Here is a 15,525-nt window from a genome sequence, read left to right as displayed (position 1 = left end):
ATTGAATGATGTGTCTCGCGGCGTCCGCCGGGAGAATCGCCCCATCACGATCCACGAGGCGATTCACGGGAAAGCCAATGGAAAATGCATTGCTGTTATCCGAAGAGCAACTCGCGCTGCAGGACACCGCCGCGGCTTTCCTCGCCGAGTTCGCCAATGCCCGCAAGCCGCGGGACGAGGATGCGTCCCTGTGGAGGCGCATCAGTGAATTGGGCTGGCCGGCGGTGCAGGTGCCGGAGGACTTGGGCGGGCTGGGCATGGGGGCGGTGGAACTCGCCCTGCTGATGGAGGAAATGGGGCGTCGGCTGATTCGCTCGCCCTACTTCGCGAGCGTGGTGCTGGCGCAGACGGCTCTGCTCGAAGTGGGCAACACTGCCGCGCGCGAACGCTTCCTGCCCGAACTCGCGAGCGGTGAGGTGAATGCGACGCTGATCCTCGCGCCGGGCCTCGTCTGGGCGCCGGACGCGATCGGCATCGAGTGCCGCCGTGAGGGCGACGGATGGGTGATCAACGGTGACGTCGCGCAGGTGCTTGACGACGGCAGCGCCGCGATGGCCTTCGTCGCCGCGCGTACCGAGGACGGCTTCGGCCTCTTCCATGTTTCGGCGCACGCCGCCGGCGTCGAGCGCAGTCCGCTCGATGTCTGGGATCTGACCCGCCCGCAATGCGTGTGGCGCTTCCGCGAGCAGCGTATCGCCGCCGATGCGCGCATCGACGCTCCCCGGAAGCTTGACGCAGGTCTTGCGCGCACGGTCTCGCTCGCCGCGCTGCAACTCGCGGCCGAACAGGTCGGAGGTGCCGCGGCCTGTCTCGACATGACCGTGGCCTACACGAAGGAACGCGTCCAGTTCGCCCGGCCGGTCGCGAGTTTCCAGGCCGTGAAGCACCGTTGTGCGCAGATGATGGTGAAGCTCGAAACCGCCCGTTCGGCGGTGCGCGGCGTCGCTGCGAGCGTCGCCCGACTGGAAGACCCAGACGCGCTCGCCTGCGAGGTCGCCGTCGCCCGTGTGCTTGCGTCCGACGCCTATCGCTACTGCGCCCAAGAGGCGGTGCAGCTCCATGGTGGCGTCGGATTCACCTGGGAGTACGACCCGCAACTGCACTTCAAGCGCGCGCAGTGGGGGAGCCAGTGGCTCGGCCCGGCCAGCCGCTGGCGCGAGCGCGTGGCCACCCAACTTCTGGACCTTGCCTGACATGGATGCGACAAAGGATTCGATGAACGAGACGGCATTCCGCGCCGAAGTGGCCGGCTGGCTCGCGCGCGAGCTGACGGGCGAATTCGCCTGCCTGCGTCACCGCGGCGGCCCCGGTGACGAAGAGGCGTTCCCCGCTTTGCGCAAGGCCTGGGAGCGCAAGCTCGCGGAAGGCGGCTGGGTTGGCGCGGCGTGGCCGCAGGCGCACGGCGGACGCGGTTTGCCGCTGGAGCTGCAGCTCGCCTTCCACGAGGAATACGTGCGCGCGGGCGGCCCCGGTCGCATGGGCCACATCGGTGAAACCCTGCTTGCCCCGACGCTGATCGCGTTTGGCACCCCCGAGCAGCAACGTCGCTTCCTGCCCGGCATCCGCGAGGGACGCGAATTCTGGTGCCAGGGCTATTCCGAGCCGGGCGCGGGTTCGGACCTCGCGGCGATCTCCACGCGCTGCTGGCAGGATGGCGACATGTGGCGCGTGCAGGGACAGAAGGTATGGACCTCGCTCGCGCACGAATCCGACTGGATCTTCGTCATCGCGCGCAGCACGCCGGGCTCGGTGGGCCGCGAAGGGCTCACCTTCCTGCTGATGCCGCTCGACCAGCCGGGCATCGAGATCCAGCCGATCCGCCAGATGACCGGCGAGGCGGAGTTCAACGCGGTGTTCTTCGACGGCGCGGCGACCGATGCGGGTTGCATCGTCGGTAAGCCGGGCGAGGGCTGGCGAGTCGCGATGGCGCTGCTCGGCTTCGAGCGTGGCGCGTCCACGCTGGGCCAGCAGATGCACTTCGTGCATGAGATGCAGCTCGTCGTCGATGCGGCCATCGCCACCGGTACGGCCTTCGATCCCGCTATCCGCGAACGCATCGCCGACGCGTGGATCGGCCTGCGTGCCCTGCGTCACAACGCTCTGCGCATGCTCGCGGGCAATGACGGCGCCGTTCGCCCGGAATCGCTGATGTACAAGTACGCGTGGTCCAACTGGCACCGCGAACTCGGTCAGTTGGCGATGGACGTCCTGGGTGCGGCGGGCGACGTGCGCTCCGACGACGCCGCCGTCCGGCGGCTTCAGCAAGTGTTCTTCTTCTCCCGCGCCGACACGATCTACGCGGGTACCAACGAAATCCAGCTCAACATCATCGCCGAGCGTGCGCTGGCCATGCCGCGCTGACACCGATCGGAAGGGAGTTTCCATGCGCTTCGTGCTGCAACTTGGCTTCAGCAACTACCGCAATTACACGGCGATCGCCCATGCCGCCGAGGCCGCAGGCTGGAGCTGGCTGTCCATGCCGGACAGCCTGTTCTTCCCGCGGCTAACCGAATCCGACTACCCCTACGCCGAGACCAGCACGATTCGGCAATACCTGGAGCATTCGGACTTCATCGAACCCTTCGTCGCGATGTCGACGATGGCTGCGGTAACGCAGCGTATTCGCTTCTACCCTGGAGTGATGAAGGTGCCGGTGCGCCAGCCGCTGATCCTCGCGAAGGCGCTGAGTTCGCTCGCAGTGATTTCCAACGGGCGCGTCGCGCTCGGTGCGGGCCTGAGCCCGTGGAAGGAGGACTTCGTCTATAACGGCGCGGACTTCGAGCGGCGCGGCGAGCTGATGGACGAGTGCATCGCCGTGCTGCGGGGCGCGATGAGCGGCGAGTTCTTCGAGTTTCACGGCAAGCATCACGACTTCGGCCCGCTGCGCATGCGCCCGGTGCCCGAGCAGCCCGTGCCGATCCTGATTGGGGGCCACAGCAAGCCTGCACTGCGCCGCGCGGCACGCCTCGGCGACGGCTGGGTGTCCGCCAACACCGACCTGCCGACGCTGAAGGATCTGATCGCCGAGATTAACGGCTACCGCGCCGAGTTCGGCACGGCCGGACGCGAGTTCCAGTTCCACGGCATCGATTTCGCCGCGCGCACCGTCGATGATTTCAAGCGCCTCGCCGAGGTCGGCGTGACCGATGCCGGAGTGCTGCCGTGGGACGTGCGCAGCGATCCGACGGACCTGCAGGGCCAGCTCGACGCGGTCCGCCGCTTCGGCGACGAGGTCATCGCGAAGATGGACTAAACCATGGCGGACGGCGATCCCGCGATCCTCGACCTGACCGACCTGCGCGCGTTGCGTTTCGCGTCGGCCGGCGGGGCAGGGGGCTCGCCATTCGCGCGCGATCCTTTCCTCGTTGTCGCCCCCGCCGGGGCCGAAGAAGGCGATGAGGACGCGCTCGCCGCATGGCTCGCGCGCCAGCCCTGCCCTGTGATCGGGCTCCCCGCCAAGGGTACCGCCCCGGCGCTGCTTGCCGCCTGCGACGTCGTGCTGGACGACCCCGCCGAGCTCGCGCCCATCGCTGCGAACATCCGCAAGGCGCCGCTCGCGGCAATGACGCTGGTGCAGGTGCTGCGCGTCACCGCCGGGATGCCGCCCGCGCAGGCGCTCGTGGTCGAGTCGCTGGCTTACGCGACCCTACAGGCCGGTCCAGAGTTTGCCGCGTGGTCGCGTGAGAATCCGCCTGCGCCCGATCGGGTTGCGGCGGAAGATGGGCCGGCGGTGCGCATCGAGCGCGAGGGACCGCATCTTGGGCTCATCCTGAATCGTCCGCGTAGCCGCAATGCCATGTCGGTCGACATGCGGGACGCGTTGTGCGAGGCGCTGCAGCTGGTGGTCGCCGACGAATCCCTCGCGTCGGTCACGCTCTCCGGCGCCGGTGCCTGCTTCAGCACAGGGGGCGATTTGCGCGAGTTCGGCACCGCGCCCGATCCTGGGACAGCGCATGCCATCCGCAGCCAACGCCTGCCCGCTGCGCTACTCCTTCAATGCGCCGATCGGGTCACCGCCCACCTGCACAGCGCCTGCATCGGCTCCGGAATCGAACTCCCCGCGTTCGCGCATCGCGTCACGGCAACCCGCGACACCTTCATCCAGCTGACGGAACTTCGCTTCGGCCTCATCCCTGGCGCCGGCGGGTGTGTGAGTCTGCCGCGACGCATCGGGCGGCAGCGGACGGCGTGGTTGGCGTTGTCGGGGCGGCGCATCGGCGCGGCGACGGGCGTGGCGTGGGGGCTGGTCGATGAGATCGTCGACTAGCCCCGACGCCAGATCGCCCGCCCATCTTTGATCGTCGCATCCACCCCGACCGCTGCCAGATCGCCCAGCGCGGCCTCCCAGGAGCGGTCGAGTAGGCACAGGTCGGCGGGGGCGCCGCTTTCGATGCCGCGGGCAGGGCCGCCGGGATCGTTCGCGTCGCCGGTGAAGAGCGCGAGCGCTTCTGCGGGGGAGAGCGCCTCGTCGGGGCCGATGAGCGATCCCTTGCGGGTGCGGCGGCTGACGGCGGCGGCCATTGTGGTCCATGGGTTGAGGTCACCGCAGGGCGCGTCCGTGCCTGCGGCAAGCGGGATGCCGGCTTGCACAAAACCGCGTCCGCGATAGAGCCAGGGAAGATCCTCGGGGGCCACCTCGTCGAGGTAGCTGTCCCCGCGTTCGAGCACGAAATGCGGCTGGGTGACGACGGTGAGGTTGAGATCGCGGAGCAGTTCGAGGGCCTCGGGTGGGGCGACGGAGGCGTGTTCGATGCGGTCGCCGCGCATGGGGCCGCACTGGCGCAGGGCGGCGGTCGCGAAGATCAGTTCGCCGCGGGTCACGCAGTGGATCGCGACCGGTCGCCGGGCAGCGTGGCTCCGGGCGATGGCGTGGCAGAAGTCCTCGAAGGGCGGCAGCTCCGCGTCACGCAGGTACAGCTTGGTGGGACCGACCCGGATGCCGGGCGCGTCGGCGAGGCGGTCGAGCTCCGCGCTGCCCATCACCAGCACGTCCTGTTTCAGGCGGCCGTCGCGACGTTCGGCGACGAAATGTGCGAACTCGCTGCGCCCGTTGCGCGCGCCTGCGTCGGTAACGCCGGTGACGCCCAGCCGGGCGAGTGTTTCGCTCGTCCGCGCCAGCGAGGGGTAGGTGCCGGCGAGCCGCGCGCGGAGCCAGTCGTCGCCGTCGAAGAGACGTCCCGTGAGCCGACCGTCGATGCGCTCGAGCGGAGTCTCGCGGTTGCTTTCGGTGTCGTTCTCATCCACGCCCAGCCGACGTAGCGCGCAGGTGTTCAGGATCCACAGCCGGCCGCTGCGGTGCTGGATGCGGACGGGCACGCGCGGCGCCACGGCGTCAAGCCAGCGCCGGTCGATGGGGCCGGCGACGCCCTCGTGATAACCGACGCCGCGGATCCAGCCGGGCGCGGTCGGGTCTTCCATTCTTGCACGCATCAACAGCAGTTCCGCGAAACCGGTAACGCATCCGATCACCGGGTTGCCGCAGGGGAGCGATTCCAGCGCCGCGGCGTGCGCCATCAGGTGCAGGTGGTGGTCGTGCAGGCCAACCGACAACGCGCGGCCGCGCGCTTCGATCACCGCCTCGCCGTCGCGCGGCTGCAGTCCCGGCGCGATGTGCTCGATACGTCCGGCTGCCAGGCGCACGTCCACCCGTGCCCCGGATTGAAGCTCCGCGTCGCGGATCAGCAGGGCCGGGGCGGGGCTCATGCTGCGCGCAGGCCGAGGTCCGACAGCACGGCCGCGGTGTCGGCGCCCAAGGGGCGGGCGCGGCTCTGCGGCGCGAAGCAAAGCGGGGCGGGCGCGATGTTGCGGCGGGACTTCGCCACGCGGGTCCAGCGGGCATGGCGGTCGTGTAGCGCGTCGTCGGAGCGCGGCGCGCCGAAGCTCACGCAATGCCGCAGCACCGCGTCCAGCGAGAGCGCGAGCAGATGGCCGCCGCCCGCACGCCAGCTCGCCCAGGCGGCGAGCGCCGCATGCAGGCCGGTGAGCGGGTCGCCGATTGCGTCGCCGCAGATCAGGCGTTCGCCCGTCGCGCGGTGCATCAGTTCGGAGAGTCCCGCGCCCACCCCCGCGTCGTCGCCGAACGCGACCCATTCGGCTGCGTCGCCCTGTCTGCCGTGGCCGGTGATGCTCAACCAGCTGCGGCCCCGGCGCCCGGAGAGCCAGATTTCGGCGTCTATCCCCATCTGGCGCAGGGCGCGCGGGCGCGAGGCTTCGATCACGATGTCAGCGCGGTCGAGCAGTTGCCGTAGCTGATCGCGTCCAGCGGGCGAGGCGAGATCGAGCTGCACGCTCGCCTTGCCGGCGTTGAGCAGGTCGAAGAAGGCCGCGGGGCCGCGCCGGGCGCCGTCGGGCCTTGCAGACGATTCGACCTTGACGACGTGTGCGCCGAGCTCGCGCAGCAGCTGTCCGCACAGCGGTCCGGCCCACAGGGACGAGAGGTCGACGACGAGGGGGCGCTCAGCGTTGGCGCACCGCGGGCGTGGCGCCTTGGGGGTGCCATGAAGCTTGAGTTCGAGCCACGAGCGTGGCGTCGGGGCCGCCGACACGGCGGCCGCAAGCCCCAGCAGGCGCGCCCGCTCCAGCAAGAGCGCGGCCGGCAGTTCGGCGACCCGTGCGGCCCAGTCTGCGTCGCCATCGTATTCGAGCCACGCCGGGACCATGGTCCAGTCGTCGGGTCGGGCGAGGTTGATCGCGATGTGGCCGTCGCCACACGCGAGCAGGCGGCAGGTGCCGCCCGGCGAGGTCGCCCCCTGGCGGGCGAGCCCCGCAAAACGCGCACGCACGCCCATCAACGTGGCGCCGCTGCCGGGGGCGGCGCGCAAGCCGTCCCCAAGGGCGGCGAGCGCCGCGAGCGCCCCGTCGGCGCAGGACGTGAGCGGCACCGGGCACATTCGCGCCGCGCCGCCCGCCCGCCCGGTGAGCGCCATCAGTCCGCTGCGGCGCCACGCGAGCGCCGGGTGTTCGTCGGCTTCATCATCGCACGGTGAGTCGCTTTCGGCCCCGAGCGATGCCAGCAGGCTGCGGGCGTAGTCGCTGGCATGGCCTCGTCCGCCTGACGCGACGCGCAAGCCGGCGAGAGGGCGGACGGGGGCCATAGGCAGTGGTCTCAGGCCGGTTGGGCTTCGTCGCGGAAGTCTTCCTTCAGCACGCGCCGCAGCACCTTGCCCATCTCGTTGTAGGGCAGTTCGTTGCGGAAGCGGATCGCCGCCGGCACGCGCGATGAGCGCAGGCGTTGCCTCACCCAGTCCTGCAGATCGGCGGCTGCCACGTTCGCGCCTTCGCGCGGCACGACCACCGCCGCCACCGCCTCGCCCCACTGCTCGTCCGCCATCGCGACGACCGCGACGTCGGAAACCGCCGGGTGTTCACGCAGCACGTCCTCGATCTCGCCCGGCGAGATGTTCTCGCCGCCGCGCACGATCACGTCATCGGCGCGCCCGTCGAGGTAGAGGAAGCCGTAGCGGTCCACGAAGCCCCGGTCGCGCGTCGGGAACCAACCGTCGGCATCGAGCAGGCTGCCCACGCCGAGGTATTCGCCCGACACCTGCCCGCCGCGCACGAACACGTCGCCGAGTTCGCCGGCAGACAGCGCCTTGCCGCCCGCATCGCGGATCTCGATCTCCACGGTGCCGATCGGCTTGCCCACCGAGTGCAGGCGGCGGCGCACCTCCGGGTCCGCGCTGGTGAAGGCGTCACGGTGGTCCTCGGGGCCCAGCAGGCAGATCGTCGAGCTCGTTTCGGTGAGGCCGTATGCGTTCGTGAAATCCACTGCGGGCCAGATCGCCATCGCCTTCTCGATCACCTGCGGTGGCATCTTGCCGCCCCCGTAGGCGATCGCCTTCATCGCCGGCAGGGCGCCCGATTCGCCGATGGCATCGAGATGCTCCATCACGCGCGAGAGCATCGTCGGCACCACGAAGGCATTGGTCACGCCCTCGTCGCGGCATAGGGTAAGCCAGGTCGCGCCATCGAAGTTCGGTAGTTGCACCATGCGGCGGCAGGCGTAGGTCGAGCTCAGCACCGCCGAGATGCCGGCGATGTGATACGGCGGCACCGCCACCAGTGCGGCATCCGCGTCGTCGGCGCCGGCGAAGTCCACGGTGCCGAGGATGTAGCTCATCAGGTTTTCGTGGCGCAGCACCGCGGCCTTGGGCGTGCCCGTGGTGCCGCTGGTGAAGAGCTGCACGGCAACCGTCGACGGGTCACCCGGTGCTTCGGTGGCCGGGGCCGTATTGCCCTGCGCCAGCGCGAGAAAGTCCTCTGCGCTTACCACGCGATTGCCGGCCGGCATCGTCAGCGCCTCGACATAGGCCGGCGCCGCGACGAGGAAGGCCGGCTCGATGCGGGCGAGCAACGCTTCCAGCTCCGGGCGCGTCAGCCGGTAGTTCATCGGCACGTAGGGCACGCCCGCGTAGGCGGCGGCGAAGATCGCGACCGGGGCCGCGGGGCTGTTGATGTCGAGCAGGCCAAGGTAGCGGCAGCCGCTGTCGCGCACGACCGCGCCGGCAGTGCGCGCTGCGCGCAGCAAGTCCCCGTAGGTGAGACTTTTTGTGCCGGACGTGACGGCGATGCGATCGGGATGGCAGTCGGCCGCCATCTCCAGGGCCATGACGATGTTCATGGGCTCAGTCCGACGAGGGCAGGGCCTTGGCCTGCTTCACGACGAGCAGCGCGCCGTCGAGCGACAGGCTGCCCTTGCCGCCCTTCGTGCATAGCAGCTCGGTCGTGTCCTGCTCATCCACGTAGCGCTTGCCCACCAACGCGCCCTGCGCAAAGGCCGCGTCCGGCTCGGCGGCGGCCTTCTGGCCGTCCATCGCGATCATCTCCATCCCGCCGCAGCACAGCAGCACGGGCTCGGGGCGGGTGCGGATCACCATCACTTCGGTATCGCACGCGGCGCTCTTCAGGCGCGTTCCGGCTTTCAGGGTTTTCATCGAAGCTCCTTCGGATTGTCCGTTGATCGTTTTCGCGCCGCCCTTCCGCAAGACCGGGCCGAGCACCGCATCGCATTGATCGTGCTGCGATTCTGGGCGATGGATCTTGGGTAAACAATTGACTGGCCCGAATTGCAATGCCGATGGCCCGATCAGAAACGCAAGCCCGAAAAGCGCTTTCCGGCAATTCCCTATCGTGATCGCAACGGCCGATCCGTCCCGGTTCGGCTCGCTGCCCCCTTTCTTTGCAATCCCCGGAAACCCGCTCCGGACCACGAGGTGAATGCCCATCATGAACACGCCCGTCCCGCCGCTCGGCAGCCTGCGCATCATCGAAAGCTCGATTCTCGGCCCCGCCGCCATCACCACCGCGCTCGCGGATCTCGGTGCCGAGGTCATCAAGGTGGAAACGCCCGCCGGCGACTACATCCGCGAGATGACCTGGCCGATCATCGAGGGCGTTTCGCTGATGCACTACCGCCTCAACCGCGGCAAGAAGAGCATCGCGCTCGACCTCAAGACCGAGGCTGCGCGCCGCGTCTACCGCGACCTCGTGCGCGATGCGGATGTCGTGATCGAGGCGTCCAAGCCCGGCGCGCTCGCCAAGTACGGCCTCGGCTACGAGGACCTGCGCAAGATCAACCCGAAGATCGTGTTCATCACCGTCTCCGGCTACGGCATGAGCGGCCCCTACAAGGACATGCCCTCGCACGGCATCGCGTACGACACCTGGGCCGGCATCGTGAAGCCGGCGTATGACGACGAAGGCTTCTGCTACATCCCAGAGCACATCGGCATCGGCATCAATGCCGCGCCCTTGTTCGGCGGCCTCGCGGTGCTCGCCGCCGTGATCCGCGCCCGTGAAACGGGCGAAGGCTGCTTCATGGAGCTCGCGCAGAGCGACGCCGCCGCTGCCTTCGACTGGTACCGCAGCGAAAGCCACATGGCCTATGCGCGCCCGGAAGATGTCGTCACCGGCAACAAATCCGACAACTGGGTGCGCCGCCCGGTCGCCACCGCCGGCATGAAGGAGGGCGTGCGCTACCAGCTGTATGAGTCGGCGGACGGCCACGTGCTTTTCATGGCCTCGGAACAGGCCTTCTGGAAGAACTTCTGCGCCGGCGTCGGCCGCATGGACCTCTTCGACAAGTGGCCAGGCTCGAAGTACGCCGACCACGCGCGCGGCAACCGCGAGCTGCAGGCGATCTTGCGTGACATCTTCAAGACGCGCACCACCGAACAGTGGCTCGCCTTCGGCGTCGAGGCCAACACCCCGATCGCCCCGGTCAATACCGCACAGAACATCGTCGATGACCCGCAGTTCAAGGCGCGCTTCAAGCTCATCCCGCACGAGACGCACGGCGCCGACATGCTCGGCTTCCCGGTGCAGTTCGTCGGCGAGGAACTGCCCGAGCCGACCCGCGCGCCCACCGTCGGCGAGCACCGCGAGGCGGTGCTGCGCGAGGTGCTCGGCTACGACGCCGCGACCATCGATGCGCTCGGTCAGGAGAAGGCGTTCGGCTGACGCGCTGGCCGCGTCGCGAACGCCTGTCACTTACGGATACCCCGCGGGCCGTTTCGGATACCAAACGCGCCCTAAGCCCGCGGCGCCGCTCAATAGAATCAAATCGAGGCCGGCGTCGCTCGCCGGCCACCGCCGATTCCCGAAGGAGCCAAGATGAGCAATCCCCTGCACACCCCACTCTGCGACAAGCTCGGCATCGAGTATCCGGTCGTCGCCTTCACCCACTGCAAGGACGTCGCCGTCGCCGTCATCAACGCGGGCGGCTTCGCGGTGCTCGGCGAGGCGCTGCACACGCCCGACCAGATCGCCGCGGACATCAAGTGGATCCGCGAACGCATCGGCGGCAAGCCCTTCGGCATCGACCTCGTGCTGCCGTCCTCCGTGCCTGAGGAGAAGAGCGTCGACGAACTGCTCGCGATGATCCCGCCCGAGCAGCGCGAATTCGAGCAGATGATCAAGCGCAAGTACGACGTGCCCGATCCCAAGATCGCGCCGGACATCCACCACTGGGGCGGCCTCGACCAGAAGCGCGCGCTCGCCCAACTCGAGGTCATTTTTGACGAGCGCGTGCCCGTGTTCGCCTCCGGCCTCGGCTCCCCGGCCTTCCTGCTCAAGCGTGCGCATGAACTCGGCATGCAGGTGTGGGGCCTCGTCGGCAAGCCCAGGCAGGCGAAAAAGCAACTCGCCGCCGGCACCGACGTCATCATCGCGCAGGGCTACGACGCCGCCGGCCACACCGGCAACATCGGCACCTTCTCCATCGTGCCGCAAGTCGTCGATGCCGCGCGCGGCACCGGCGTACCAGTCATCGCCGCGGGCGGCGTCACCACCGGCCGTCACCTTGCCGCGGCGCTCGCGCTCGGCGCGGACGGCGTGTGGACCGGCTCGCTATGGCTCGCGTCGCGCGAATCGGACGTGAACCTCCCCCTCAAGGAGCGCCTCATCGAGGCCGAGACCGACGACACCGTCTACTCCAACTGCATCTCCGGCTACACCATGCGCACCACCCGCAGCCCGTGGCACAACGAATGGAGCAGCGACGCCGCGCCCGAAGTCCTCAAGCCGCCGCTGCAGATGATCCTCTCGTCCAACTACATCCAGGGCTCGCTCGACTACCAGCGCAAGGACCTGATGACCGAGGCCGCGGGGCAGGGCATCCACTACGTCACCGAGATGAAGCCCGCTCGCCAGATCCTGTCCGACATCGTCGAGGAGGCGCTCGATGTCTTCGACCGCTTCGCAGCCTGACTTTGCGTCCAAGTCGGCGGCAGACACCGGTTTCCGCCCCGGATTCGACGCCGCGATGAGCGGCCGCGTCGCCGAGTGCGACGGCGGCCGCCACATCGCCGGCACCAAGTTCGCCGGCCGGCAGGAATTCACCGGCACGCTCACCGGCGCCTACCGCGACTTCGGCCCCTATCCGTGGCGCTGGTACCTGCTCGCCCAACTCACCCGCAAGCCCGAAGGCTTCGCCCATGACGCCGTCTGGTGTGATGCGGAAAGCCTCACCCTGACCGGCGCGCTCGACGCCGCCGGCATCCGCCAACCCGAACAGGAGTGACCCGCCATGCGAATCGTCGTATGCGTGAAGGAAGTGCTCGACCCCGCCGCCGTCAACAACTACGCGCTCGCCGGCAACCTCAAGATCGCCGCCGACGGCCGCACCCCCGAGGTCGCCGCGATCCCGCGCCTCATCAACGGCTATGACGAACAGGCGATGGAAGCCGCGCTGCGAATCCGCGACCAGGGCGTCGCCTGCACCATCACCGCCGTCACCATCGGCACCGACCGCAAAGACCTGCTCAAGCACTGCGCCGCCCTCGGCGCCGACGAGATCGTCGCGATCGACCCCGGCACCGCCGAACTCGACGGCCAGGTCGTCGCCAACATCCTCGCCGCCTACGTGAAGAGCATCGGCGGCGCCGACCTCGTCCTGTGCGGCCGCCAGGCCTCCGACGACGACCAGGGCGTCGTGCCCCTGCTGCTCGCCGAAAAGCTCGGCTTGCCCGCGGCCACGCTCGCCCGTGCAGTGGAGGTCAGCGGCAATAGCGTCACGGTCACCCGCGCCACCGCCGACGGCGACGAAGTCGTCCGCGGTCAACTGCCCGCCGTCGTCACGGTCAGCAACGAACTCGGCACCCCGCGCTTCCCCACCGCCAAAGCCAAGATGGCGGCGCGCAAGATGAGCCCCGTCGAACTCGCCCCGGCGGCGCTGGGGCTTACCGCGCAGGAGCTTCAGCCGGCGGTCGTGATGCTTCGGCAGTATGTGCCGAAGGTGCAGGGGAATTGCAAGTTCCTGACTGGCTCGGCGGCGGACATCGCGCGGGAGTTGATGGAGAGGATTCGGGCTGCATAGGGCCGAAACTCCCTCGGCATGGAAGAGCCGGCGCGTTCGGTAGGAACGCGACGGCTCTTTGCGTTTACCTTGCCTCTCGAAGTGAAGGGCGGCTGGTCGGCCAAAACCGCCGTTCCGCTTCCCCCGAACGAACGACCGCAGCCCGATCTATCGCTATCACCTAGATGCTTCAAGCCTGAAGAAACCTACCCTCTGACGTGACCAGCAGTCGCCGCTAATGGCGGTACTCACGTCTGAGTCGGCATCCTGCAGTAACCGAGGAGACTGGTATCCAGCCCGATCACTTTACGGACCGAACGTCGGCCGAACCAATCGCGTCAGCTCGATCTCCGTAACAATGATCAGCTACCGCTCGGTCCAAGGCCTCTCGCCTGGATGTGCAGGCACGGTTCTGAGGCGCTTGAAATCCATCCCTCCAGAGCAATTTTATGCGACAATTTCGCAAATTCACGGCTTGGTGGAATCATGTTACTCCGTTTTGGCGTCGAGAATCACGGCTCAATCGCCTCTTATCAACAGCTACTGATGACGGTCACGTCCCTTAGGGACGATGAAAGTGGATTGCTCACAGTAGATCAAGCGGAAGAAACTGTTGCGGTCGAGTCAAGTCGGAAACCGCTGAGAGTCGCTCCCGTTGCATCCATTTATGGAGCGAACGCTGCAGGCAAGTCAACCTTGCTCAAAGCCTTCGACTTTTTTGTTGGAGGGATCCTCACGTCCCACACCCGTGTCGCCTCTTCAAAAGGCACTCCATATCAACCATTCTTGTTAAACGATGAATCTAGGCACGCACCGTCCAGATACGATGTGGATATCGCGATAGATGGTACTCGATATCATTACGGGTACACCCTAGACGGCAAGACGATTATTAACGAATGGCTTTACTCATACCCTCTGGGATCGTCCCGCCAAGTCAAGAGCACTCTATTTGTTCGCGAAACGGCAGGGGATTCTTCAACAGTTGAAGTTGCATTTGGAAAAGCACTTCGTGGTGAGAATCGCCAAATTTCTAAACTCGTTCGGCCGAATAGCCTTTTCTTGTCCGTTGCCGCGCAAAATGCGCACCCTCAACTGACTCCTTTGTTTGATTTTTTTAATAATAAAATCACACGTAGGCTTGATGATCGTATATCAACACCGGAAATCGCAGAACAGCTCTCAACCTACTTTGCTGCAGATGAGCGTAGAAGAACCAGCGCAATCAACTTTCTGAAGGCTGCAGATATTGGGGTTTCCGGCATTAACTTTTCAAAAGTTTCGCTTGATGAAAAAACGAGGGAGCTTCTAAGTAAATTCGAGGAGGTTATAAATCGACACTTTGCGGAAGACAGCGACGGCAGAAAGATACTGGTTGAAAATCAGCATGAGAAGGTATTTGCTCAGCTACAACACGTCGGTGCGAACCAAAAATCGTATCCAATAGAGCTGAATAGTGAAAGCGCTGGAACGCTGTCGCTATTGCGTTTAATTGGACCTGCCTTCGTGAGACTAAACGAGGGCGGGGTGCTGGTTATCGATGAGCTAAACAGTACGTTGCATCCGCTAGTGTCGCGCGAGCTCATACGCCTCTTTTCTATGCCGGAGACGAATCCGGGGAAAGCCCAGCTTCTCTTTACGACACATGATACAAATCTACTGTCCGGACGGCTTCTGCGGAGGGACCAAATTTGGTTCGCGGAGAAAGATTCCGGAGGCGCTACCTGCATATACCCACTTAGCGACATCAAGGTTCGTGCAGGGGACGATTTCGAGCGCGGGTACCTGAGTGGGCGATTCGGGGCTATCCCATTTATGGGTCACGATCTCAGTGGTTTGTTTGCATCTACTACGAGCTCAAGCGCTGAGTGAGAATGAAAAACAAACTTCCTCCGGCTCCGTCACTTACTCGGCGATCCTGTTTTGTTACGCCCAAGGTTGAGATCGTCATTGCTTGCGAGGGAAAGAAGACGGAGCCTCGCTATTTTTCAGATTGCGTCGCGGGATATGGGGCCGGGCTCGTTAGGTTACGGGTGCTTCCTGTAACTGGCGTGCCTTTGACAGTGGTTGATGCCGCGATCGAGGAACGTGAGAAGTTAGTCGAAAAATGTCGAAAATCCCCAAACAGTTTCGATGCTTGCTTTCGAGTCTGGGCGGTCTTCGACCGCGACGAGCATCCCGGAGTGTCCGATGCTTTGATGCGGGCAGATGAACATCGAATAGACGTTGCTTTTTCCAATCCGTGCTTCGAAATTTGGCCGATCCTTCATCTAGAAGACTATGGCGCTCAAAGCGGGCGTCATGCTGTCCAGGCCCGACTTGCTGCCCTTATGCCGAAGTATGATCATGAATCTGGAGCAGTAGTCGATTTTCCCGCCATCAAAGACTATTTTCCGATTGCGTATGATCGGGCACACAGGCACGCGCTTGCGCGGCAGGCGGAGGACGACCCGTACGGCAATCCCTACACAACGGTAGGTGAATTAGTGCTGAAAATCATTCAGAATGGCAAGGGCGTTTTCGCCAAGAGGCGTTAGCCTGGCCAATGGGCCGCTATGGGCGCTACTGTCGCCGTTCATCGGGCGCAGGGCTGGCCGACTGCGATGGTTTAGCGTTGTTCGACGCCTGCCAATCGGGAAGGGCGTCGATGATCGACCGCGGCTGATGGCAGGCGTTGGACAACGCTCCAGGGAGGAAACCGCGGATTGCGGTCGAGGTGCTCAGGAGGGGCG

General features: G+C 66.2%; 14 protein-coding genes. 10 read left to right on the top strand and 4 right to left on the bottom strand.

Annotated features, from left to right (window positions below):
• The first annotated feature begins 77 nt into the window (after positions 1-77).
• The 4 genes from GPA27_RS25460 to GPA27_RS25445 are packed head-to-tail and all read left to right on the top strand — an operon-like array spanning position 78 to position 4,267.
• A complete protein-coding gene (locus GPA27_RS25460; RefSeq protein WP_169143234.1) occupies positions 78-1,193 on the top strand; it encodes an acyl-CoA dehydrogenase family protein in 1,116 nt (371 codons plus the stop codon).
• A gap of 1 nt (position 1,194) precedes the next feature.
• Entirely contained in the window at positions 1,195-2,361 is a 1,167-nt protein-coding gene (locus GPA27_RS25455) for an acyl-CoA dehydrogenase family protein (RefSeq protein ID WP_246261472.1), read from the top strand.
• A 22-nt stretch (positions 2,362-2,383) separates the two neighbouring features.
• Positions 2,384-3,253 carry a TIGR03619 family F420-dependent LLM class oxidoreductase gene (locus GPA27_RS25450; protein ID WP_169143233.1) on the top strand — a complete coding sequence of 290 codons (870 nt, stop codon included), beginning with the start codon at positions 2,384-2,386 and terminating at the stop codon, positions 3,251-3,253.
• Between the two features lie 3 nt (positions 3,254-3,256).
• Positions 3,257-4,267, top strand: coding sequence for an enoyl-CoA hydratase/isomerase family protein (locus tag GPA27_RS25445; protein WP_169143232.1), 1,011 nt, complete (start codon positions 3,257-3,259; stop codon positions 4,265-4,267).
• Here GPA27_RS25445 and GPA27_RS25440 read toward each other — a convergent pair.
• The 4 genes from GPA27_RS25440 to GPA27_RS25425 are packed head-to-tail and all read right to left on the bottom strand — an operon-like array spanning position 4,264 to position 8,933.
• A complete protein-coding gene (locus GPA27_RS25440; protein WP_169143231.1) occupies positions 4,264-5,703 on the bottom strand; it encodes an amidohydrolase family protein in 1,440 nt (479 codons plus the stop codon). The genes GPA27_RS25445 and GPA27_RS25440 overlap by 4 nt on opposite strands.
• A complete protein-coding gene (locus tag GPA27_RS25435; RefSeq protein WP_169143230.1) occupies positions 5,700-7,094 on the bottom strand; it encodes a CoA transferase in 1,395 nt (464 codons plus the stop codon). The genes GPA27_RS25440 and GPA27_RS25435 overlap by 4 nt, the downstream gene beginning before the upstream one ends.
• An 11-nt stretch (positions 7,095-7,105) precedes the next feature.
• Positions 7,106-8,620: a class I adenylate-forming enzyme family protein gene (locus GPA27_RS25430; RefSeq protein ID WP_169143229.1), complete on the bottom strand. Its 1,515-nt coding sequence runs from the start codon at positions 8,618-8,620 to the stop codon at positions 7,106-7,108.
• 4 nt (positions 8,621-8,624) lie between these two features.
• Entirely contained in the window at positions 8,625-8,933 is a 309-nt protein-coding gene (locus GPA27_RS25425; protein WP_211165237.1) for a hypothetical protein, read from the bottom strand.
• 292 nt (positions 8,934-9,225) lie between these two features.
• Between GPA27_RS25425 and GPA27_RS25420 the strand changes: the two genes are divergently transcribed.
• The 6 genes from GPA27_RS25420 (at position 9,226) to GPA27_RS25395 (ending at position 15,330) form a co-directional block, all read left to right on the top strand.
• Positions 9,226-10,458, top strand: coding sequence for a CaiB/BaiF CoA transferase family protein (locus GPA27_RS25420; protein WP_246261470.1), 1,233 nt, complete (start codon positions 9,226-9,228; stop codon positions 10,456-10,458).
• Positions 10,459-10,611: 153 nt separating this feature from the next.
• The gene (locus GPA27_RS25415) at positions 10,612-11,706 is read left to right on the top strand and encodes a nitronate monooxygenase (protein ID WP_169143227.1); all 1,095 of its coding nucleotides are present in this window, start codon (positions 10,612-10,614) and stop codon (positions 11,704-11,706) included.
• The gene (locus GPA27_RS25410; protein ID WP_169143226.1) at positions 11,681-12,019 is read left to right on the top strand and encodes a hypothetical protein; all 339 of its coding nucleotides are present in this window, start codon (positions 11,681-11,683) and stop codon (positions 12,017-12,019) included. Before GPA27_RS25415 ends, GPA27_RS25410 begins: the two co-directional genes overlap by 26 nt.
• Before the next feature lie 6 nt (positions 12,020-12,025).
• The gene (locus tag GPA27_RS25405) at positions 12,026-12,814 is read left to right on the top strand and encodes an electron transfer flavoprotein subunit beta/FixA family protein (protein WP_169143225.1); all 789 of its coding nucleotides are present in this window, start codon (positions 12,026-12,028) and stop codon (positions 12,812-12,814) included.
• 465 nt (positions 12,815-13,279) lie between these two features.
• Positions 13,280-14,665, top strand: a complete 1,386-nt coding sequence (locus GPA27_RS25400) for an AAA family ATPase (protein WP_169143224.1) — start codon at positions 13,280-13,282, stop codon at positions 14,663-14,665.
• 2 nt (positions 14,666-14,667) lie between these two features.
• Complete coding sequence (locus GPA27_RS25395; protein ID WP_169143223.1) at positions 14,668-15,330, top strand: RloB family protein; 663 nt, start codon at positions 14,668-14,670, stop codon at positions 15,328-15,330.
• Positions 15,331-15,525 lie beyond the last annotated feature (195 nt).

This window comes from Aromatoleum toluolicum, from assembly GCF_012911005.2.
In the GTDB taxonomy this organism is placed as follows: Bacteria; Pseudomonadota; Gammaproteobacteria; order Burkholderiales; family Rhodocyclaceae; genus Aromatoleum; species Aromatoleum toluolicum.
Note: the sequence above shows the minus strand (reverse complement) of the source record. Positions and strands in the feature narration are given on the sequence as shown.

Coding starts and splice junctions, on each gene's coding strand:
- GPA27_RS25405 (WP_169143225.1), top strand. CDS start 12,026: ATGCGAATCGTCGTATGCGTGAAGGAAGTGCTCGACCCCGCCGCCGTC.
- GPA27_RS25430 (WP_169143229.1), bottom strand. CDS start 8,620: ATGAACATCGTCATGGCCCTGGAGATGGCGGCCGACTGCCATCCCGAT.
- GPA27_RS25450 (WP_169143233.1), top strand. CDS start 2,384: ATGCGCTTCGTGCTGCAACTTGGCTTCAGCAACTACCGCAATTACACG.
- GPA27_RS25445 (WP_169143232.1), top strand. CDS start 3,257: ATGGCGGACGGCGATCCCGCGATCCTCGACCTGACCGACCTGCGCGCG.
- GPA27_RS25455 (WP_246261472.1), top strand. CDS start 1,195: ATGGATGCGACAAAGGATTCGATGAACGAGACGGCATTCCGCGCCGAA.
- GPA27_RS25395 (WP_169143223.1), top strand. CDS start 14,668: ATGAAAAACAAACTTCCTCCGGCTCCGTCACTTACTCGGCGATCCTGT.
- GPA27_RS25415 (WP_169143227.1), top strand. CDS start 10,612: ATGAGCAATCCCCTGCACACCCCACTCTGCGACAAGCTCGGCATCGAG.
- GPA27_RS25400 (WP_169143224.1), top strand. CDS start 13,280: ATGTTACTCCGTTTTGGCGTCGAGAATCACGGCTCAATCGCCTCTTAT.
- GPA27_RS25410 (WP_169143226.1), top strand. CDS start 11,681: ATGTCTTCGACCGCTTCGCAGCCTGACTTTGCGTCCAAGTCGGCGGCA.
- GPA27_RS25460 (WP_169143234.1), top strand. CDS start 78: ATGGAAAATGCATTGCTGTTATCCGAAGAGCAACTCGCGCTGCAGGAC.
- GPA27_RS25425 (WP_211165237.1), bottom strand. CDS start 8,933: ATGAAAACCCTGAAAGCCGGAACGCGCCTGAAGAGCGCCGCGTGCGAT.
- GPA27_RS25435 (WP_169143230.1), bottom strand. CDS start 7,094: ATGGCCCCCGTCCGCCCTCTCGCCGGCTTGCGCGTCGCGTCAGGCGGA.
- GPA27_RS25420 (WP_246261470.1), top strand. CDS start 9,226: ATGAACACGCCCGTCCCGCCGCTCGGCAGCCTGCGCATCATCGAAAGC.
- GPA27_RS25440 (WP_169143231.1), bottom strand. CDS start 5,703: ATGAGCCCCGCCCCGGCCCTGCTGATCCGCGACGCGGAGCTTCAATCC.